The sequence below is a fragment of the Micromonospora coerulea genome, assembly GCF_016598485.1.
Classification (GTDB): Bacteria; Actinomycetota; Actinomycetes; order Mycobacteriales; family Micromonosporaceae; genus Micromonospora; species Micromonospora coerulea.
This window is the reverse complement of record NZ_JAEMUW010000006.1, coordinates 137607-157445: the sequence shown is the minus strand read 5'-3', so window position 1 is coordinate 157445 and position 19839 is coordinate 137607. Positions and strand designations below refer to the sequence as shown.

The following is a 19839-nucleotide window of genomic DNA, read 5'->3' as shown; positions in this document are numbered from 1 at the left end:
TCCGGCCGAGCGCCCGCCGACCGGACGCCCGAGGGTGCCCGGCCGAACGGATCGCCATCGGCGGCGATCTGGCGGGCCCGCCGGTCCGGTAACCTCGCTCGGGTGACGGACGCGAAGATGCCCCTGCGGGCAAAGGTGGCCACCTCTGTGTCACGGACCGCCGCGGCGCTGTCGCGGGCCGCGGGTCGTGGCGACGGCTCGGTGATCGGTGGCTGGATCGGCCTCAAGATCGACCCAGACCTGCTCGCGCACCTGTCGACGGGCCGCGCCATCGCGCTGGTGTCCGGCACCAACGGCAAGACCACCACCACCCGGCTGACCGCCGCCGCCGTCGGGGTGCTCGGCCGGGTCGCCACCAACTCCTTCGGCGCCAACATGCCCACCGGCCACACCTCCGCGCTGGCGAAGGCCGGGAGCACCCCGTACGCGGTGCTGGAGGTCGACGAGCACTACCTCGCCCAGGTGCTGGAGGCCACCGAGCCGCACGTGGTGGCGCTGCTCAACCTCTCCCGCGACCAGCTCGACCGCGCCAAGGAGGTCGCCATGATGGCGCAGCTCTGGCGCGCCGCGCTGGTCCAGCACCCCGACGTGCGGGTGGTCGCCAACGCCGACGACCCGATGGTCGTCTGGGCCGCCACCCCGCCGGCCGACCCGGCCCGCGGGCACTTCCCGCCGCACGTCAGCTGGTTCAGCGCGGGCCAGCGCTGGCACGACGACTCCTGGGTCTGCCCGGAGTGCGGCTCCACCATCGCCCGCAAGAACGACCAGTGGTGGTGCACCGGCTGTGCGCTACGCCGGCCCGAGCCGCAGTGGACCGTCGAGGACGACGGCGTGCTCGACCCCACCGGCGCCTGGCACAAGATCCAGCTCCAGCTCCCCGGCAAGGTGAACCTCGGCAACGCGGCGACCGCCCTCGCGGTCGCCGCCGAATTCGGCGTACGCCCGGTCGACGCGGTCTCCCGGCTCGGCACGGTCACCTCGGTCGCCGGTCGCTACGCGCAGGTGGACCGGGACGGGCGCAACATCCGGCTGCTGCTGGCCAAGAACCCGGCCAGCTGGCTGGAGGCGTTCGACATGGCCGACGAGGCGCCCACACTGCTCTCCATCAACGCCCGCGACCCCGACGGGCTGGACACCTCCTGGCTCTTCGACGTCGACTTCGCCCCGCTGCGCGGCCGGCAGGTGCTGATCACCGGCGACCGGGCGTACGACCTGGCCGTCCGGTTGGACGTCAACGGCGTGCCGTTCCAGCACGTCCGGACCTTCGACGACGCGATCCGGGCGGTGCCACCGGGCCGCCTGGAGGTCATCGCCAACTACACCGCCTTCCAGGACATCCGAGCGGAGCTGGACCGTGTCAACTGAGAGCCTGCGCATCGTCTGGATCTACCCCGACCTGCTCTCCACCTATGGCGACCGGGGCAACATGCTGATCCTGGCCCGCCGGGCCCAGCTGCGCGGCATGCCGGTCGAGGTGCTGGAGGTCCGTTCCGACCAGCGGCTGCCCGCCACCGCCGACATCTACCTGATCGGCGGCGGCGAGGACGGCCCGCAGGCGCTCGGCGCCCAGCGGCTGCTCGCCGACGGTGGCCTGCACCGGGCCGTCGCCCAGGGTTCGGTCGTCTTCGGCGTCTGCGCCGGCTACCAGCTCCTCGGCACCTCCTTCTTCGCCAAGGGCACCAAGTGCGCCGGGCTCGAACTGCTCGACCTCTCCTCCGACCGCGGCCCCACCCGGGCCGTCGGCGAGCTGGCCGGCGAGGTCGACCCCCGGCTGGGCGTCCCCGCGCTGACCGGCTTCGAGAACCACGGCGGCCGCACCCACCTCGGGCCCGGCGTGTCGCCGCTGGCCCGGGTCACCGCCGGGGTCGGCAACGACGGCACCACCGAGGGCGCCTGGCGGGGCAAGCTGCTCGGCACGTATTCGCACGGCCCGGCCCTGGCTCGCAACCCCGCGCTGGCCGACCTGCTGCTGCGCTGGGCCACCGGCATCCACCAGCTCCCCGCGCTGGACGACACCTGGGCCGAGCGGCTCCGCTCGGAACGCCGCGCCGCGGTGGCGGCCGCCGCCCGGGCATGATCCCCGCCGTCCGGCGGCTGCTCGGGCAGCCGTCGGCACGACGGTTCACCCTGCTGCTGCTCCTGCTCGCCGGGTTCGCGCTGCTGCTGCTCCTGGTGCCCCGGCCGGACCCGGCCCAGCTGCCCCGGCTGGCCGACTCCCTCGACGGGTACGCCCCGATCGCGGCGATCGTCGGCGGGGCGCTGCTGCTGGTGGCGCTGGTGCCGCGAACCTTCGTCACGCTCGCCGCCGGCGCGATCTTCGGACCCCTGGCGGGCGCCGCGTACGCGCTCGGCGCGGCGCTGCTCGCGGCCGCGCTCGGCTTCGCCGTGGGCCGTCTGCTCGGCCGGGACTTCGTCGCCGAGCGGGTCCGCGGCCGGCTGGCCCGGCTGGACGGCTGGTTCGCCCGGCAGAGCGTGTTCGGGGTGGTCACCGTCCGGCTGCTGCCGATCGCCGGCTTCGGCCTGGTCAGCTACGGCTACGGCACCACCGGTGCCCGCGTGCTGCCCTTCCTGGCCGGTAGCGTGATCGCCTCGGCCCCGACCGCGTTCGGCTACGCGGCCATCGGCGCGGCGGTCAGCTCCCCCGGGCAGGTCAACTGGTACGCCGCGGCGCCGGCCAGCTTCGGCCTGATCGCCAGCCTGGTGCTGATCCACCGCTGGTGGCGGGCCGAACGGCAGCGCCGGCTCGGCCCGACCTGATGCCGGTCGAAGAGCCGCTGCCCGGCGGCTTCATCAGCACAGTGGTCCGGATCGGGGACACGGTCCGCCGCACCCCGCCGGCCAACGCCGACTTCGTCGCCGCCCTGCTGCGCCACCTGGAGCGGACCGCCGGCGGGCTGGCGCCCCGTCACCTCGGCACCGACGAGCAGGGTCGGCAGGTGCTGAGCCACCTCGACGGGCGGGTGCCGTGGCGGGAGCGCGCGGATCCGGCGTACTTCTCCGACGCCGCCCTGACCCGGCTCGCCGAGCTGGTCCGGGCGCTGCACGACGCCTGCGCCGGCACCCCGCTGGCCGGCGACGCCGAGACGGTCTGCCACCGCGACCTGTCCCCGAAGAACACCGTGTACCGGGACCTTCCCGCCGGACGGCTGCCGGTGGCCCTCCTCGACTGGGACCTGGCCGGCCCGGGCCGGCGGATCGAGGACGTGGCCTGCGCCGGCTGGCACTGGGCCGAGCTGGGCGGCGACGCCGACCCGGCCGAGCTGGCCCGCCGCTGCCGGCTGCTCTGCGACGCGTACGATGCCGCGGGCCCGGCTGGCGGCCCGTTGCTCCCCCGCGCCGAGCTGGTCGAGCTGATGCTCGCGCAGCTCGAGGGCACCTGGCGGGGCATCGACGCGGGCGCGGACCGCGACGAGCCGGGGATGCGCCGGCTCCGCGCCGCCGGCGCGGTCGACGGCATACGCCGCTGGCACGAGTGGCTGCACGACCACCGCGCCGCGGTGCACGCCAACCTCCTGCCCTGAAGTCCCGCCCCCGCCGCCCGCCGGCGAAAGGTCCGCGCACTTCCCTGGAAAGAGTGGCCATTCCGCGTGGGATGGCCACTCTATCCGGGAATTTGCGCGCTCCGCGTCGAAAGGCGCGGCCGGGGCGGGTCGCGCCTCCGGGCGGGTCAGGCGACGACCGAAACCATCCGGCCCTTCACCACGATGACCTTGCGGGGCTCCTTGCCGGCCAGCGCACCGGCGACCGCGGCCAGCGCCGCCGCCCGCACCTCGTCCTCGACCGCGTCGGCGGCGACCTCGATCCGCCCGCGGACCTTGCCGTTGATCTGCACCGGGTAGGTCACCGTCTCGGCGACCAGCAGCGCCGGGTCGGCGGTCGGGAAGTCCGCGTACGCCAGCGAGGTGTCGTGGCCCAGCCGCCGCCACAGCTCCTCGGCGATGTGCGGGGCGAACGGCGCCACCATCAGCACCAGCGGCTCGGCCACCTCGCGCGGGGTCTCGGCCAGCCGGGTCAGCGCGTTGGTCAGCTCGATCAGCTTGGCGATCGCGGTGTTGAACCGGACGCCCTCCATGTCGCCGCGGACCCCGTCGATCACCTTGTGCAGCAGCCGCCGGGTCGCCTCGTCTGCCGGGGCGTCGGTGACCCGCACCGCGCCCGTCGTCTCGTCGACGACGGCCCGCCAGACCCGCTGCAGGAAGCGGTACGACCCGACCACCGCGCGGGTGTCCCAGGGGCGGGACACCTCCAGCGGGCCCATCGACATCTCGTACACCCGGAAGGTGTCCGCGCCGTACGCCGCGCACATCTCGTCCGGGGTGACGACGTTCTTCAGGGACTTGCCCATCTTGCCGTACTCCCGGCGGACCTCGGTCTCGCCGTGGAAGAACCGGCCGTCGACCTCGACGACCTCCTCCGCGGGCACCACGGCCTCGCGGGCGTCGCGGAACGCGTACGCCTGGATCATGCCCTGGTTGAACAGCTTGCGGAACGGCTCGAACGACGAGACGTGCCCCAGGTCGAACAGCACCTTGTGCCAGAACCGGGCGTACAGCAGGTGCAGCACGGCGTGCTCGGCGCCGCCGACGTACAGGTCGGTGCCGCCGCAGTCGCCCGCGCCGCGCGGCCCCATCCAGTACGCCTCGTTCGCCGGATCGACGAAGCGCGCGGTGTTCGTCGGGTCCAGGTAGCGCAGCTCGTACCAGCAGGAGCCGGCCCACTGCGGCATCACGTTGGTCTCCCGGGTGTAGCGCTTCGGCCCGTCACCCAGGTCCAGCTCCACCTCCACCCAGTCGCGGCGACGCGACAGCGGGGTCTCCGGGTTGCTGTCGGCGTCCTCCGGGTCGAAGGTCTTCGGCGAGAAGTCGTCCACCTCGGGCAGCTCGACCGGCAGCATCGACTCGGGCAGCGCGATGGCGCCCCCGGTCTCGTCGTAGACGATCGGGAACGGCTCGCCCCAGTAGCGCTGCCGGGAGAACAGCCAGTCGCGCAGCCGGTAGGTCACCGCGCCGGCGCCGTACCCGTTCGCCTCCAGCCAGGCGATGATCGTCGCCTTGGCGTCGGCGACCCCCAGGCCGTTCAGGTCCAGGCCGCGGTCCGGCGCGGCGCTGTTGATCGCCGGGCCGTCCCCGGTGTACGCCTTGCCGTCGAACCCCTCGGCCGGCTGCACGGTCCGCACGATCGGCAGGTCGAAGACCTCGGCGAAGGCCCAGTCCCGCTCGTCCTGCCCGGGCACCGCCATGATCGCGCCGGTGCCGTAACCGGCCAGCACGTAGTCCGCGATGAAGATCGGGATCTGCCCGCCGGTGACCGGGTTGGTCGCGTACGCGCCGACGAAGACGCCGGTCTTCTCCTTGGTGTCGGCCTGCCGCTCCACGTCCGTCTTGGCCGCGGCGGCCTTCCGGTACGCCTCGACGGCCGCCCGCGGGCTGGCGTGCCCACCGGTCCAGGCGTCCTTCGTCCCCGCCGGCCAGGCCGCCGGGACCAGCACGTCGACCAGCTCGTGCTCGGGCGCCAGCACCATGTAGGTGGCGCCGAAGACGGTGTCCGGCCGGGTCGTGAACACCCGGATCGGCTCCAGGGTGGTGGGGAAGTCGATGTGCGCGCCGGTGGACCGGCCGATCCAGTTGCGCTGCTGCAGCTTGATCGGCTCGGGCCAGTCCAGGGTGTCCAGGTCGTCCAGCAGCCGGTCACCGTACGCGGTGATCCGCATCATCCACTGCTTCAGGTTGCGCTTGAACACCGGGAAGTTGCCCCGCTCGGACCGACCGTCGGCGGTGACCTCCTCATTGGCCAGCACGGTGCCCAGCCCCGGGCACCAGTTCACCGGCGCCTCGGAGACGTACGCCAGCCGGTGGTCGTCGACGATCGCCCGCCGCTCGGCCACGGTCAGCTCCGCCCAGGGGCGGCCGTCCGGGGTGGACCGGTTGCCTCCCTCGAACTCGGCGATCAGCTCGGCGATCGGGCGGGCCTTACCGGCCTCCGCGTCGTACCAGGAGTTGAAGATCTGCAGGAAGATCCACTGGGTCCAGCGGTAGAAGTCGGTGTCGATGGTCGCCACCGTGCGCCGCTCGTCGTGGGCCAGGCCCAGCCGGCGCAGCTGCTCCTTGTACCGCTCGATGTTCGCCACCGTGGTGGTCCGCGGGTGGGTGCCGGTCTGCACCGCGTACTGCTCGGCGGGCAGGCCGAACGCGTCGAAGCCCATCGCGTGCAGCACGTTGCGCCCGGCCATCCGCTGGTAGCGGGCGAAGCAGTCGGTGCCGATGTAGCCCAGCGGGTGGCCGACGTGCAGGCCGGCACCGGAGGGGTACGGGAACATGTCCAGCACGTACAGCTTCTCCGCGCCCGCCCGGGGGTGGTCCGGATCGGCCAGCGGCCCGGTCGGGTTCGGCGCGTGGAAGGTTCCCTCCCGGGCCCAGGTGCCCTGCCACCGGTGCTCGATCTCGTCGGCCAGGGCGGCGGTGTACCGGAACGGGGGAATGTCGGTCGCCGGTGCGGCTGCCTCACTCATGGCGTCTCCTCGGCGCTTCATGTCGGATATGGGGAGGTCTGCTCAGGGCACAAAAAAGCCCCTCACGCAGGAGGGGCCGCCGTGCTGTCGCGCGCTCAGCGCATCAGCACGGCCCGGTAAGAAGCAGGAAGACTCCGGCCATGACCGGCAGTGTACCCCGCGCGGGGACGGCCCCGCCGCCCCGCCGGCCCGCGGGGGGCACGTCCGGCCCGCCGCCGCGTCCTCCCCCGGTCCCGTCGCCCGCCGCCGGCCGGTGCCCGGCGGGACTCTGGTCATCGTGCCGCAAACGGGCATGCGTCCCCCGTCCGGCGAATATTCCGGGCGTAACCGACCGACTGGCTGCGGGGGTCGGCGATCACGACAAACATGGTTAGCCTGAGAGGCCAGTGAGATTTTTGCGGCAAACGAGGCTCGTACGACGCGAACCCAACGGCGGGTCCAGGTGCTCTAATACAGAGCTGCCGTCCGGCGACGAGGAGGAGGCCCGTGACACAACAGACCTGGGACGAGGTGGGCGGTCTGCTGCCGCACGACGAGTTCCGCGCCGCCAGCGAAGCAATCGTGACCAACATCGAGCAGGTCATCGAGGGCAAGACGGCCACCGTCCGGCTCGCCCTGGCCGTGCTGCTCGCCGAGGGCCACCTGCTCATCGAGGACGTCCCCGGCGTCGGCAAGACCAAGCTGGCCAAGGCCCTCGCCCGCTCGATCGACTGCACGGTGCGCCGGATCCAGTTCACCCCCGACCTGCTGCCCAGCGACGTCACCGGGGTCAGCGTCTACAACCAGGAGACGCACGACTTCGAGTTCCGCCCCGGCGCGGTCTTCGCCAACCTGGTGGTCGGCGACGAGATCAACCGGGCCTCGCCGAAGACCCAGTCCGCCCTGCTGGAGTGCATGGAGGAGCGGCAGGTCACGGTCGACGGGGTCACCTACCAGCTGCAGACCCCGTTCATGGTGATCGCGACGCAGAACCCGATCGAGATGGAGGGGACGTACCCGCTACCCGAGGCGCAGCGCGACCGGTTCACCGCCCGGATCGCGATGGGCTACCCGGACGTCGGCGCCGAGCTGGCCATGCTGGACGGTCACGGGGCCACCGACCCGCTGGACCAGCTGCGCCCGGTCTCCGACGCGGCCATCGTGCGCCAGCTCATCGCGACCGTCCGGCAGGTGCACGTCGCCGACGTGGTCAAGCAGTACGCGATCGACCTGGTCACCGCCACCCGCGAGGCCCCGGACCTGCGACTCGGCGCCTCCCCCCGGGCCACCCTGCAGCTGCTGCGCACGGCCCGCGCGGTGGCCGCGCTGGAGGGGCGCGACTACGTCCTTCCCGACGACCTCCAGGCGCTCGCCGTGCCGGTGCTGGCGCACCGGATCATTCCCACCGCCGACGCGCAGCTGGCCCGGCGCACCACCGACGCGATCGTCGCGGAGTTGGTGCACCGGCTGCCGTTGCCGCACGACCGCAAGCGTTCCCCGTACGACACCCGGCCCGCCGGCGGCAACGGCCGCGGGCCGTTCGAGCCCCGGAGGCCGTGAGGTGCGCGACGGGCTGCGCGGGCTGACCACCCGGGGCCGCTCGTTCCTGGCGGCCGCGGTGGCCGCCGCGGTCTCCGCCGGCATCCTCGGCGAGAAGGACCTGCTCCGGGTGGCCGTCCTGCTCGCCGTCCTGCCGCTGCTCGCGGCGGCGTACGTCGGGCGCAGCCGGTACAAGCTGGCCTGCAACCGGTCGCTCGAGCCGCACCGGGTGCCGGTCGGGGCGAGCTCCCGGGTGGTGCTGCGGCTGCAGAACCTGTCCCGGCTGCCCACCGGCACCCTGCTGCTGGAGGACCGGCTGCCGTACGCCCTGGGCAGCCGGCCGCGGGTGGTGCTGGAGCGGCTCGGCGCGCACCAGGCCAGTTCGGTGGCGTACACCGTCCGGGCCGACGTGCGCGGCCGGTACGAGGTGGGGCCGCTGGTGGTCCGGATGACCGACCCGTTCGGGCTCTGCGAGCTCAGCCCCGCCTTCCCCAGCACCGACCATCTCACCGTCATCCCGCAGGTCACCCCGCTGCCCACGGTCCGCCTGCCCGGCGAGTACGCCGGCAGCGGCGACAGCCGGGCCCGTTCGGTGGCGGTGCACGGCGAGGACGACGCGGCCACCCGGGAGTACCGGGTGGGCGACGACCTGCGCCGGGTGCACTGGAAGTCCACCGCGCGCACCGGTGAACTGATGGTGCGCCGCGAGGAGCAGCCCTGGGAGAGCCGGGCCACGGTCGTGCTGGACACCCGCGCCTTCGGCCACCGGGGCGACGGGCCGACGGCCAGCTTCGAGTGGGCGGTCTCCGCCGCGGCCAGCATCGCGGTGCACCTGCGCCAGGCCGGGTACAAGCTGCGCCTGGTCACCGGCTCCGGCGCCGACGTGGACGCCACCGAGGGCGGCGGCGAGGGCCTGCTCCTCGACCATCTCGCCGAGGTCCGGCTGGACCAGCGCGGCGAGATCACCACGCTGGTGCAGCGGGTCCGGCAGCGGGCCGACGGCGGGCTGATCATCGCCCTGTTCGGCTCGCTGAGCACGGCCGAGGCGGAGCTGCTCGGCGGGCTGCGGGGCAACGGCGCCACCTGCGTCGGCTTCGTGCTGGACAGCTCCACCTGGCTGAACCTCCCGCAGAAGGCCCGGGCCGAGGCGGAACACGCGCACGGCGCCGCGGCGCTCGCCCTGCTGCAGAGCGGCTGGCGGGTGATCGGGGTGGACCACGGCGGCCGGCTGCCGGTGTTGTGGCCGCAGGCGGCCCGCGGCTCGCAGGGCTTCGCGCTGCGCGCGGCGCTCGCCGAGACGGTGGCCGGCGGCGTGCGATGACCGGAAGGACGATCTCGTGACCGCGCACCGGAACCTCGGCTTCGTCGCCGCCGCGGCGACCCTGCTGGCCGCGGCGCCGCTGTCCGCCATCTTCGAGCGCTGGACGTGGCTGATCCAGGCGGCCATCGTGGTCGCGGTGGTGGCCGGCGCGGCCGCGCTGAGCCGGCTGGCCCGGGCGCCGCTGTGGGGTCAGGTCATCGGCATGCTCGCCGGCCTGCTGCTCGCTCTCACCTGGATCTTCCCGGGCGGCACCGAGCTGCTCGCGTTCCTGCCCACCCCGGCCACCTTCGGCCACTTCGCCGACCTGCTCGGCGCGTCGCTGCAGGACATGCGGTCGTACGGCGTGCAGGTGCCCGACGTCGACTCGCTCCTCTTCCTCACGGTGCTCGGCATCGGCGGGGTCTCCGTCCTGGTCGACGTGCTGAGCGTGGGGCTGCGCCGGCCGGCGCTGGCGGGCCTGCCGATGCTGGCGATCTACTCGGTGCCGGTGGCGGTCTACGTGGACAGCGTCCCGGCGACCCCGTTCGTGGTGGGCGCCTCCGGCTATCTCTGGCTGCTGGTCACCGACAACGTCGACCGGGTACGCCGGTTCGGTCGCCGGTTCACCGGCGAGGGCCGCGATGTGGACGTGTGGGAGGCCTCCCCGTTGGCCGCGGCGGGCCGGCGGCTGGCCGTGGTCGGCGTCGCGCTGGCCGTGGCGCTGCCGCTGGCCGTGCCGGGGATGACCGGCGGCCTGATGGACGCCGTCGGCTCCGGGACGGGCGACGGCACCGGGCGCCCCGGCCAGGGCGGCAGCCCCGGCCGGATCGACCTGTTCGCCGCGCTGAGCGGCCAGCTCAACCAGTCCGAGGTGGCTGACCTGGTCAAGGTCACGACCACCGAGTCGACCCCGTTCTACCTGCGTTTCGGGGTGGCCGACGAGCTGCGGCCGGACGGCTTCCGGGTACGCGTGCCGACGGGCAAACCGGCCAGCCGGGGCCTGCCCGACCCGACCGAGCGGGCCGGCCGGGGCGTCGAGCAGCAGCACTACCGGGCCACCGTCGAGGTGACCAAGAAACTCGACATGCCGTTCCTGCCGGTCTACGCCGAGCCGGTGAAGGTCGACGATCTCAGCGGGAGCTGGCTCTACGACCCCAACATGCAGATCATCTTCTCCCACCGGGAGAACGCCCGGGGCAAGCGCTACCAGTTCGACTACATCCGCTCGACGTTCAGCCCGGCGGCGCTGCGCGCGGCGCCGTCGCTCTCCGCCGACGACCCGGTGCTGCGCCAGCAGACCAACGCTCCGGTGGTGAGGGAGGTCGACAAGCTGGTCGACCAGCTGGTCAAGGGCAAGCAGAACGACTACGACAAGGTACGGGCCATCTACGGCCACTTCTCGGTCGAGAACGGCTTCTCCTACTCGCTGTCCACCAAGGGCGGCACGAGCGGCGAGGACATCACCGACTTCCTCGCCACCAAGGTCGGCTTCTGCCAGCAGTACGCGGCCGCGCTGGCGTGGCTGGTCCGCCGAGCCGGCATCCCGGCCCGGGTGGCGTTCGGCTTCACCAACGGCAGCAACTCCGGCAGCGGCACGTACGTGCTGACCAACCGCAACCTGCACGCCTGGACCGAGGTCTTCTTCGGCGGGATCGGCTGGGTGCCGTTCGACGCCACTCCGGCGACGAGCGTGCCGGGCTCGATCCGCTCGGCCTGGGCGCCGGACACCGACTCCCCGCAGGAGGACACCCCGGCGCCGGGCAGCTCGTCCGCCCCGGGCGCGGTCGACCCGTCGGCCGGGCCGGACGGGCCGGACCGGGCCGACAAGGAGACCGACAGCGGTCTCAGCGTCGGCGACGGCGGATCGACCCGGCAGGCCCCGGTCTGGCCGTGGTGGACGGCCGGCGCGCTGGCCCTGCTGGCACTGCTCGCGATGCCGGCGCTGCTGCGCCGGGCGCTGCGCCGGCGCCGGCGCGGGCGGGCGCACGCGCCGGCGGCCACCGTGCTGGACGCCGCCCCCGGCGCGCCGGGCGGGACGCGCGAGGTGATGGTCGGGGTGGACGCCGACCGGGCCCGCGCCGACGCGCACGCGGCCTGGGACGAGTTGCTGGACACGCTGGTCGACTTCCGGGTGCCGGTGGACCGCACGGAGACACCCCGGGCGACCGCCGACCGGCTGGTCCGGGAGGCCCTCACCGAGGATGGCGCGGCGGCCGGCGCGGTCCGGCTGCTCGGCCGGGCCGAGGAGCGGGCCCGGTACGCGCGCGATCCGCTGACCGGCGAGGAACTCCACCCGGCGCTGCGGCGGGTACGTGGCGCGCTCGCCGCTCGGGCGGACCGGCGTACCCGGCTGCTGGCTGTGATGCTGCCGCCGTCGGTGCTGCAGCGCTGGCAGCGCGCCATTTCGGACACGTCCACCGGGCTGGTGACGACCGGCGGCCAGGTGCGGCACCGCCTGCTGCGGTGGAATCCGCGTCGCCTGCTGGCCGGCCGCGTGGCCCGCTGACCGGGTCCCGTCCGCCGGCGCTCCCCCGCCGGCGGACGGGACACCGCCCGCCGCCCCAGGTCTGCACTCGACCGGGACTCTCCTCCGGCGTCCGCGGGCGCCGGGAGGGACCGGGGTCGGCCCGGACGGCCTGGGGGCGTGCAGCGGTGAGCGGCACGGGAAGCGGGGCGGCCGGCAACGGCTCCCCGGACGAGGGCAGCAGGCATTACGGTGCGACCACGCTCGCCGGAACTCCGACGAGGCGTCGTCGCGTCACCCCGTCAGGGGCGAGGCGTGCTCAGCGGTGGCCCTCCGGGCGCTGCCGCCAGCGGTCCTCCATCCGGTCGAGGAATGAGCCCCGCCGGCCGGTACGACCACGGGGGCGACGGCGACTCGTCGTGCCGCCCACCACGTGCAGGTCGGGTGACTGGGCCCGGCGGTGCGACTGCACCGCGTAGCCCAGCGCGGCCAACATGACGACGAAACCCGCCACTGACAGCAGCGGGGTGGTGATCACGACGCCGTAGACCAACAGGGCCAGACCAGCAATGACCACGCCGGCAGCGACGAGCAGGCGACGCCGCGTCTGGAAACGCGGGTCGCTGGCGCGCACGGCCGAGGCGAATTTGGGGTCCTCGGCAAGCGACCGCTCGATCTGCTCGAACAGCCGCTGCTCGTGCTCCGAGAGCGGCACGGCACTCCTCCCCGGTCACGTTGGTCGGCCCGCGCGGGCCGACAGACCGTGGCAGCCAACCGGCTGCTTACCCGCAAGTCTACGAGGGCCCTCGCGCGTCGGAAAGCGGGACGACCTATGGCCGGGTCGGATTTTCGTCTCGACCCGGATGACGCTTGCCGAGAAGACTGGCCGGACCTATGACGGATCGCCCGAATCGGGCGGCCGCGGCGTCTGCGGCCGCCTCCGCTTCCCGCCACCCGCGCTCGGGCGCGCCGAGGGTGAGCTGGCGCGGCGTCTCGCCGGCGGCGGCCAGCCCTTCCATCCGGACGCCGACCAGGCGGATCGGCTCCCCCGGGTCGAGGATGGTCCAGAGCGCCCAGGCGGTGTCGAACATCTCCCGGGCGGTGTCCGTCGGCACGGCCAGGGTGCGGGACCGGTTGACCGTGCGGAAGTCGGCCAGCCGGACCTTGAGCGACACCGTCCGGCCAACCTGCCCGGCGGCGCGCAGCCGGACACCCACCTTCTCGGCGAGGGCGAGCAGCGCCCGGCGGATCTCCAGCGGGTCGACGACGTCGATGTCGAAGGTGACCTCCGCCCCGATCGACTTCTCCACGTGCTCCGGGCTGACCCGGCGCGGATCCCGCCCCCAGGCCAGCTCGTGCAGGTGCGTCGAGGACGCCGCGCCGACCGCCCGGCGGAGCAGGCCCGGCGGCGCCTCGGCGAGGTCGCCGACGGTGGCCAGGCCGAGCCGGCGCAGCGCCTCGGCGGAGCGCTCCCCCACCCCCCAGAGCGCCGCCACCGGAAGCGGGTGCAGGAAGTCGAGCACCTGGGCCACCGGCACCACGAGCAGGCCGTCCGGCTTGGCCCGGGTGGAGCCGAGCTTGGCCACGAACTTGCTCGGCGCCACCCCGACCGAGCAGGTCAGCTCCTGCTCCTCGGCGACCCGGCGGCGGATCAGCCGGGCGATGTCCGCCGGCGAGCCGAAGAGCCGGCGGGCGCCGGCCACGTCGAGGAACGCCTCGTCCAGCGAGAGCGGCTCGACCAGCGGGGTGACGTCCCGGAAGATCCGCATGACGGCCCGGGAGGCGGCCGTGTACTGCGCGAAGTCGGGCGGCAGGTAGACGGCGTGCGGGCAGAGCGCCCGGGCCCGCGCGGTGGGCATCGCGCTGCGCACGCCGTACCGCCGGGCCTCGTAGCTGGCGGAGCTGACCACGCCGCGCGGCCCGATGCCGCCGACCACCACGGGCCGGCCACGCAGCTCCGGACGGCGGCGCACCTCGACCGAGGCGAAGAAGGCGTCCATGTCGACGTGCAAAATGGTGCAGCCGGTGTCATCGGCGTCCGGCCCGAAGCGCGGATCGCCGCCCCGGGGCAACGACTGGCTGCGGCCCATCCCCGCAGGCTAGCCGCCCGGTCGGACAGCCCGGCCGGTCAGCCCCGGACGACGAGCAGCGGAATGGTCATCTCGGCCGCCGTGTCCGCGCCGTGGTACGCCACCAGCCGCGACTCCATCGGCTTCTCCGAGCGGGTGGCGACCACGGCGTAGGTGTCGCGGCACACCACCACCAGGTCGCCGATGCGGCCCAGGTGCCCCTCGGGGACCGGCCCGAACCAGCCGGCGGCCACCGCCTGGCTTCGGGTGGTCACCCGGGCGGCGTCGCCCAGCACCGCCGACCAGGCGGCCAGCACGTCGGCCGTCGCGCCGGGCTCGACGTGCAGGTAACGGACCCGGGGCTCGCCCGCGATCACCCGCACCCCGGCCCGGAGCCGCGGATCGGTGTCGAAGTCGAACCGGTCGGCGGACGGCACGTTGAGCTGGCCGTGGTCGGCGGTGACCAGCAGCGCGGCGTCCGGCGGCAGCCCGTCGACCAGCCGGGCGAGCAGCCGGTCCACCTCGGCGGCGGCGAGCCGCCAGGGTGCCGAGTCGACGCCGCTGAGGTGGCCGTGCCGGTCCAGGTCGGGGTGGTAACCGGAGACCAGGGTGGGGCCGGCGCCGGCGGCAAGGGCGGCGAGCAGATGCCGGGCGAGCGCGTCGACGCCGGCGGCGCCCCGGTAGTCGCCGCCCCGGTTGGCGGCGAGGGTGAGGCCGGTGCCGGCGTACTCGGGGCGGCTGACCACGGTGACCGCGACCCCGGCGGCGCGGGCCCGCTCGTACTGGGTGGGGACGGGCTGCCAGGTCAGCGGGTCCGGGTCGCCGGCCCACTCGATGTGGCTCAGCACCCGGTCGGTGCCGGGAACCCGGACCTTGAAGCCGAGCACCCCGTGCGCCCCGGGTGCGGCGCCGGCGCCGAGGCTGACCAGGCTGGTCGGGGTGGTGGAGGGGAAGCCGGCGGTGAGCGGAGTGCCGACGGTGGCGGCGAGGCCGGCCAGCGTCGGCGCGTACCGGGCGGCGGCGGGGATCTGGTACCAGCCGAGCCCGTCGACCAGCAGCACGGCGATCCGGCGTACCCCGGCCAGCCGGGGGGTCAGCCCGAGCAGGTCGACCGCGCCGGGCACCCCGAGCACGGCGAGGGCGCTGGGCAGCACGTCGGCGAGGCTGCCGCCGCCGTAGCGGGGCGCGACCGGGTCGAGCGGCCCGACCGACGGTGCGGTCATGCCGGGCGGCGGGCGAAGAGGTGCAGCTGGGCAGCGAGGTCCCGGTACGGCGACCGGGCGGCCAGGGCCCGCTCCAGCTCGACCAGGGCGGCCGGCTGGCCGTCCGCGACGGCGGCGGGGAGCAGGTCGGCGAGGACGCGTACCCCGTGGACCTCCTCGACGGTGAGCCCGGCGGCGGCCAGCAGCGCGGCGGCGCCGTCGGCGTCGTAACGCCGGCGCAGGGTGTCCCGCGGGCCGGCGCTGCCGTGCGGGTCAGCGGCGAGCGCGGCGGCCACGTCGAGGTGGCCGTTCATGGCCCGGCCGAGCACGGCGGCGGCCCGCCCGGCGACCAGCACGCTGGCCGCGCCGCCCGGGCGCAGCGCGGCGGCGAGGGCGGCGACCACCGGAGCGGGGTCGTCGACGACCTCCAGGACGGAGTGGCAGAGCACCAGGTCGACGGTGGCCGGTTCGACCAGCCCGGCGAGCGCGTCACCGTCGCCCTGCAGGGCGCGTACCCGATCGGCCACCCCGGCCTCGGCGGCCCGGCGGGTCAGCGCGGCGAGCGCGTCGGGGCTGGCGTCGACCACGGTGACCTGGTGGCCGGCCTCGGCGAGCGGGACGGCGAACCCGCCGGTCCCGCCGCCGACGTCGAGCACGGTGAGCCGCTCGCCGGGGCGGCGGTCCAGCTCGCCCCGGAGCACCGCCCAGATGACGGCGGTGCGGGGGGTCAGCGTTCGAGTCTGCTCCACCCGGTCGAGCCTAGTCACCGGCGCCAGTCACCCCTTGCGGCCGGTGGTGGCGATGCCCTCGACGAAGTGCCGGCGGCCGCCGGGTCGCCGGCGCCACCGGCCCCGATCTCGGGTACGGCGGTGCCGGCGCCCGGGGTGGCCGTGGTGCTCACCGTGCCACCTCAGCTCGCCACCCCGGCTCGCTCGGCGCGCTCACGAGTCGGCCCCGCCCTCGGGGTCCTCCTCCGCCCGGGAACGCCGGGCGTTGGCCACCGGACCCTCGGTCACCGGGTATTCCCGGGCCTCGCACTGGTGGGGGTGCCAGTCGGCGCTCAGCCGGGTCCGCCGGCTGTTGGCCACCCCGTGGTACGACTCGCTCATTGGTCCTCCCCCTCGTAGTACACGAACCGGTTGCTGAGCTTCACCTGTACCACGGTGATCACCGGGATGATCACGAAGAGTAGCCAGGCCATCGCCGAGGCGAAGCCCATGTGCAGGAACTGGAACGCTTCCTGGAACAAATGGATCACGTAGAACCATGCCGCATCGCTGTTGAACGACCCCGCGGTCTGCCGGTTGCCTCTTGGGAGCGGCGGGGGCCGTCAGCGGAAGTCGCGCGACGCCGGGGTGACCGGCGGCTCGATCGCGTCCAGCCGGTCGGCGGTGAGGCTGATGACCCCCTCGTGCCGCTGCAACCGGCCGCGCACCACCAGCGCGGCGCTGGTCCGGGCCACCCGGCGGTAGCGCTGCCACAGCCCCGGCGAGCAGGTGACGTTGAGCATCCCGGTCTCGTCCTCCAGGTTGAGGAAGGTGACCCCGCCCGCGGTCGCCGGCCGCTGCCGGTGGGTGACGATCCCGCCGACCCGGATCCGCTGCCCCGGATCCACCCGGCCGAGCCGGGCGATCGGCACCGCGCCCAGGGCGTCGAGCCGGTCGCGGATGAACCGGGCCGGGTGGCTCTCCGGCGACAGGCCGGTCGCCCAGACGTCGGCGACGAGCCGGTCCACCGCTTCCATCCCGGGCAGGGTGGGCGCGGCCGCGCCGGTCACCGTGCCGGGCAGCCGGCCCGGCCGGTCCTGGGCCGCCGCGCCGGCGGCCCAGAGCGCCTGCCGCCGGGTCAGCCCGAAGCAGGCGAAGGCGTCCGCGGTGGCCAGCGCCTCCAGCTGCGCGGCGGTGAGGCCCACCCGCCGGGCCAGGTCCGGCATGTCCCGGTACGGCCCGTGCGCCGTCCGCTCCGCCTCGATCCGCTCGGCCACGTCCTCGCCGAGGGTACGCACGCTGCCCAGCCCGAGCCGGACCGCGGGCCCGCCCAGCCCCCAGGCGTGCGGCGGCTCCCCCGGCTGGCTCCCCCACCGGGTCTCCGGCGTCGACTCCAGCACCGCCTTGGCGCCGCTGGCGTTGATGTCCGGACGACGTACCTCCACGCCGTGCCGGCGGGCGTCGTCGACCAGGGTCTGCGGCGAGTAGAAGCCCATCGGCTGCGCGTTGAGCAGCGCGGCCAGGAATGGCGCCGGGTGGTAGCGCTTGAGCCAGGAGCTGGCGTACACCAGGTAGGCGAAGCTCATCGCGTGGCTCTCCGGGAAGCCGTAGCTGGCGAAGGCGGTGAGCTTGCGGTAGACGTCGTCGGCCAGCTCGCCGGTGATGCCCCGCTCGGCCATCCCGGCGTAGAGCCGGTCGGCGATCTGCGCCATCCGCTCGACCGAGCGCTTGGCCCCCATCGCCCGGCGCAGCTGGTCGGCGCCGGCCGCGTCGAAGCCGGCCAGGTCGATGGCGAGCTGCATGAGCTGCTCCTGGAACAGCGGTACGCCGAGGGTCTTCTCCAGCGCGTTGCGCATCAGCGGGTGCGCGAACGTCACCGGCTCCTGGCCGTTCTTGCGCCGGATGTACGGGTGCACCGAGCCGCCCTGGATCGGGCCGGGCCGGATCAGCGCCACCTCCACCACCAGGTCGTAGAAGCAGTGCGGCTTGAGCCGGGGCAGGGTGGCCATCTGCGCCCGGCTCTCCACCTGGAACACCCCGACCGAGTCGGCCCGGCAGAGCATGTCGTAGACCTCCGGGTCGTCCAGGGTCATGTCGCCCAGGTCGAGGGTCGTCCCGATCATGTCGTAGCCGTAGTGCAGCGCGGAGAGCATGCCGAGGCCGAGCAGGTCGAACTTGACCAGCCCGACCGCCGCGCAGTCGTCCTTGTCCCACTGGAGCACGCTGCGGCCGGGCATCCGGCCCCACTCCACCGGGCAGACCTCGATCACCGGGCGGTCGCAGATCACCATGCCGCCGGAGTGGATGCCCAGGTGCCGGGGGAACGTCTGCAGCTCGTTGGCGTACGCGACCACCTCCTCGGGGATGTCCGCCACGTCCACCGAGGCGACCGACCCCCAGCGGTCGATCTGCTTGCTCCAGGCGTCCTGCTGGCCGGGCGAGAACCCGAACGCCTTCGCCACGTCCCGCACCGCCGACCGGGGCCGGTACGAGATGACGTTGGCGACCTGGGCGGTGTGCTCCCGGCCGTACCGGGCGTAGACGTGCTGGATCACCTCCTCCCGGCGGTCGGACTCGATGTCCACGTCGATGTCGGGCGGACCGTCCCGCTCGGGGGCGAGGAAGCGCTCGAAGAGCAGCCGGTGCCGGACGGCGTCCACGTTGGTGATCCGCAGCGCGTAGCAGACCGCCGAGTTGGCCGCCGAGCCCCGGCCCTGGCAGTAGATGTCCTGCTGCCGGCAGAACGCGACGATGTCGTAGACCACCAGGAAGTAGCCGGGGAAGCCGAGGTCGTCGATCATCCGCAGCTCGTGCTCCAGCTGCGCGTACGCCTCGGGGTGCGCCTCCGGCGGGCCGTACCGCTCCCGGGCGCCGTCCAGGGTGAGCTTGCGCAGCCAGCTCATCTCGGTGTGCCCCGGCGGCACCGGGTACGCCGGCAGCTTCGGCGCCACCAGTTGCAGGTCGAAGGCGAGTTCCGCGCCGAACTCGGCGGCCCGGGCCACCGCCCCCGGGTACGCGGCGAACCTGGCCGCCATCTCGGCGCCGCTGCGCAGGTGCGCGGTGGCCGCGGCGGGCAGCCAGCCGTCGATCTCGTCCAGGCTGCGCCGGGCCCGCACGGCGGCCACGGTGGTGGCCAGCCGGCGCCGGCCGGGGGTGGCGTAGTGCACGTTGTTGGTGGCCACCGTCGGCAGCCCGGCGGCGGCGGCCAGCTCGGCGAGGGCGTCGTTGCGGTCGGCGTCGACCGGGTGACCGTGGTCGGTCAGCTCGACCGCCACCGTCTCCGCGCCGAAGAGCGCGGTGAGCCGGTCCAGCTCCCGGGCCGCCGCGTCGACGCCCTCGGTGAACAGCGCCCCCGGCACGTGCCCCTTGCGACAGCCGGTGAGCACCAGCACGTGGTCGCGCAACTCCTCGGCGACCTCCTCCAGCTCGCCGTAGACCGGTCGGCCCTTCTCGCCGCCGCGCAACTGGGCGCGGGAGATGGTGGTGGCCAGCCGGGCGTACCCCTCGTGGCCGTGGGCGAGCACCAGCAGGTGCGCGCCGTGCGGGTCGGGCTCGCCGTTCTGCGGGCCGGGCAGCCCGAGGGAGAGCTCGGCGCCGAAGATCGTCGGCAGGTGCAGCGCGCGGGCCGCCTCGGCGAAGCGGACCACCCCGTAGAAGCCGTCGTGGTCGGTGACGGCGAGCGCGGTGAGCCCCAGCCGGGCGGCCTCCTCGGCCAGCTCCTCGGGGTGGCTGGCCCCGTCCAGGAAGCTGAAGTTGGTGTGCGCGTGCAGCTCGGCGTAGGGCACCGTGCCGTCCGGGCGGGGCAGCTCCGGCGCCTCGTAGTGCTGCCGCTTGCGGCTCCAGGCCGGCGAGTCGCCGCCGTCGGCGTCCACGGCGAGGGGATCCACCACGTGCAGGTGCCGCTCGTCGCGCGGTCGATCGCCCCGGGCCCCCCGACCGGCGCCGGACCCCCGCCCGGTGCCGGACCGGCCGTCGCCGGGCCGTCCGGAGAGCACCCGTTCCAGCTCCGACCAGGGCAGTTTCGGGTTGTGGAAGCTCATCGGGCCGCTCCGAGCGGCGCAGCGGCGCCCC

15 protein-coding genes are annotated in these 19839 nt (G+C 74.5%); 7 read left to right on the top strand and 8 right to left on the bottom strand.

All coding sequences use genetic code 11. From position 1 onward, the window contains the following. Positions 1 to 117 precede the first annotated feature (117 nt). From I8N68_RS10640 to I8N68_RS10625, 4 genes are read left to right on the top strand one after another with little or no spacing between them, the layout of a single operon-like run. Positions 118 to 1365, top strand: a complete 1248-nt coding sequence (locus I8N68_RS10640) for a MurT ligase domain-containing protein (protein WP_200209860.1) — start codon at positions 118 to 120, stop codon at positions 1363 to 1365. Further along, positions 1355 to 2077 carry a type 1 glutamine amidotransferase gene (locus I8N68_RS10635; protein ID WP_200209726.1) on the top strand — a complete coding sequence of 241 codons (723 nt, stop codon included), beginning with the start codon at positions 1355 to 1357 and terminating at the stop codon, positions 2075 to 2077. Before I8N68_RS10640 ends, I8N68_RS10635 begins: the two co-directional genes overlap by 11 nt. After that, positions 2074 to 2757 carry a TVP38/TMEM64 family protein gene (locus tag I8N68_RS10630; protein WP_200209725.1) on the top strand — a complete coding sequence of 228 codons (684 nt, stop codon included), beginning with the start codon at positions 2074 to 2076 and terminating at the stop codon, positions 2755 to 2757. The genes I8N68_RS10635 and I8N68_RS10630 overlap by 4 nt, the downstream gene beginning before the upstream one ends. Further along, a complete protein-coding gene (locus tag I8N68_RS10625; protein WP_200209724.1) occupies positions 2757 to 3521 on the top strand; it encodes a phosphotransferase in 765 nt (254 codons plus the stop codon). The genes I8N68_RS10630 and I8N68_RS10625 overlap by 1 nt, the downstream gene beginning before the upstream one ends. Positions 3522 to 3667: 146 nt before the next feature. Here I8N68_RS10625 and leuS read toward each other — a convergent pair whose 3' ends face one another. Then, positions 3668 to 6508 (bottom strand): leucine--tRNA ligase, encoded by a 2841-nt coding sequence (gene leuS, locus I8N68_RS10620; RefSeq protein WP_200209723.1) that lies wholly within the window; start codon positions 6506 to 6508, stop codon positions 3668 to 3670. A 486-nt stretch (positions 6509 to 6994) separates the two neighbouring features. Between leuS and I8N68_RS10615 the strand changes: the two genes are divergently transcribed. Genes I8N68_RS10615 through I8N68_RS10605 form a run of 3 tightly spaced genes read left to right on the top strand, consistent with a single transcriptional unit; the run spans position 6995 to position 11832 of the window. After that, on the top strand, positions 6995 to 8047 hold the full coding sequence (locus I8N68_RS10615; RefSeq protein WP_200209722.1) for an AAA family ATPase: 1053 nt from the start codon (positions 6995 to 6997) through the stop codon (positions 8045 to 8047). A 1-nt stretch (position 8048) separates the two neighbouring features. Continuing rightward, entirely contained in the window at positions 8049 to 9347 is a 1299-nt protein-coding gene (locus I8N68_RS10610; protein ID WP_200209721.1) for a DUF58 domain-containing protein, read from the top strand. Positions 9348 to 9363: 16 nt separating this feature from the next. Continuing rightward, a complete protein-coding gene (locus tag I8N68_RS10605; RefSeq protein ID WP_200209720.1) occupies positions 9364 to 11832 on the top strand; it encodes a transglutaminase TgpA family protein in 2469 nt (822 codons plus the stop codon). A gap of 277 nt (positions 11833 to 12109) precedes the next feature. On the opposite strand, the gene I8N68_RS10600 is transcribed toward I8N68_RS10605, so the two are convergent. The 7 genes from I8N68_RS10600 to I8N68_RS10570 form a co-directional block, all read right to left on the bottom strand. Next, positions 12110 to 12505, bottom strand: a complete 396-nt coding sequence (locus I8N68_RS10600; protein WP_200209719.1) for an SCO2097 family morphological protein — start codon at positions 12503 to 12505, stop codon at positions 12110 to 12112. Between the two features lie 115 nt (positions 12506 to 12620). Next, a complete protein-coding gene (locus I8N68_RS10595) occupies positions 12621 to 13880 on the bottom strand; it encodes a DNA polymerase IV (protein ID WP_200209718.1) in 1260 nt (419 codons plus the stop codon). 38 nt (positions 13881 to 13918) lie between these two features. Beyond that, positions 13919 to 15082: an alkaline phosphatase family protein gene (locus I8N68_RS10590; RefSeq protein ID WP_200209717.1), complete on the bottom strand. Its 1164-nt coding sequence runs from the start codon at positions 15080 to 15082 to the stop codon at positions 13919 to 13921. Further along, positions 15079 to 15828, bottom strand: coding sequence for a methyltransferase domain-containing protein (locus I8N68_RS10585; RefSeq protein ID WP_200209716.1), 750 nt, complete (start codon positions 15826 to 15828; stop codon positions 15079 to 15081). The genes I8N68_RS10590 and I8N68_RS10585 overlap by 4 nt, the downstream gene beginning before the upstream one ends. 174 nt (positions 15829 to 16002) lie before the next feature. Beyond that, positions 16003 to 16170, bottom strand: a complete 168-nt coding sequence (locus I8N68_RS10580; RefSeq protein WP_200209715.1) for a hypothetical protein — start codon at positions 16168 to 16170, stop codon at positions 16003 to 16005. Next, positions 16167 to 16319 (bottom strand): hypothetical protein, encoded by a 153-nt coding sequence (locus tag I8N68_RS10575; protein WP_234039320.1) that lies wholly within the window; start codon positions 16317 to 16319, stop codon positions 16167 to 16169. The genes I8N68_RS10580 and I8N68_RS10575 overlap by 4 nt, the downstream gene beginning before the upstream one ends. Before the next feature lie 72 nt (positions 16320 to 16391). Beyond that, positions 16392 to 19808, bottom strand: a complete 3417-nt coding sequence (locus I8N68_RS10570) for an error-prone DNA polymerase (RefSeq protein ID WP_200209714.1) — start codon at positions 19806 to 19808, stop codon at positions 16392 to 16394. Between the last annotated feature and the right edge of the window lie 31 nt (positions 19809 to 19839).

Coding starts and splice junctions, on each gene's coding strand:
- I8N68_RS10630 (WP_200209725.1), top strand. CDS start 2,074: ATGATCCCCGCCGTCCGGCGGCTGCTCGGGCAGCCGTCGGCACGACGG.
- I8N68_RS10640 (WP_200209860.1), top strand. CDS start 118: ATGCCCCTGCGGGCAAAGGTGGCCACCTCTGTGTCACGGACCGCCGCG.
- I8N68_RS10570 (WP_200209714.1), bottom strand. CDS start 19,808: ATGAGCTTCCACAACCCGAAACTGCCCTGGTCGGAGCTGGAACGGGTG.
- I8N68_RS10625 (WP_200209724.1), top strand. CDS start 2,757: ATGCCGGTCGAAGAGCCGCTGCCCGGCGGCTTCATCAGCACAGTGGTC.
- leuS (WP_200209723.1), bottom strand. CDS start 6,508: ATGAGTGAGGCAGCCGCACCGGCGACCGACATTCCCCCGTTCCGGTAC.
- I8N68_RS10595 (WP_200209718.1), bottom strand. CDS start 13,880: ATGGGCCGCAGCCAGTCGTTGCCCCGGGGCGGCGATCCGCGCTTCGGG.
- I8N68_RS10590 (WP_200209717.1), bottom strand. CDS start 15,082: ATGACCGCACCGTCGGTCGGGCCGCTCGACCCGGTCGCGCCCCGCTAC.
- I8N68_RS10580 (WP_200209715.1), bottom strand. CDS start 16,170: ATGAGCGAGTCGTACCACGGGGTGGCCAACAGCCGGCGGACCCGGCTG.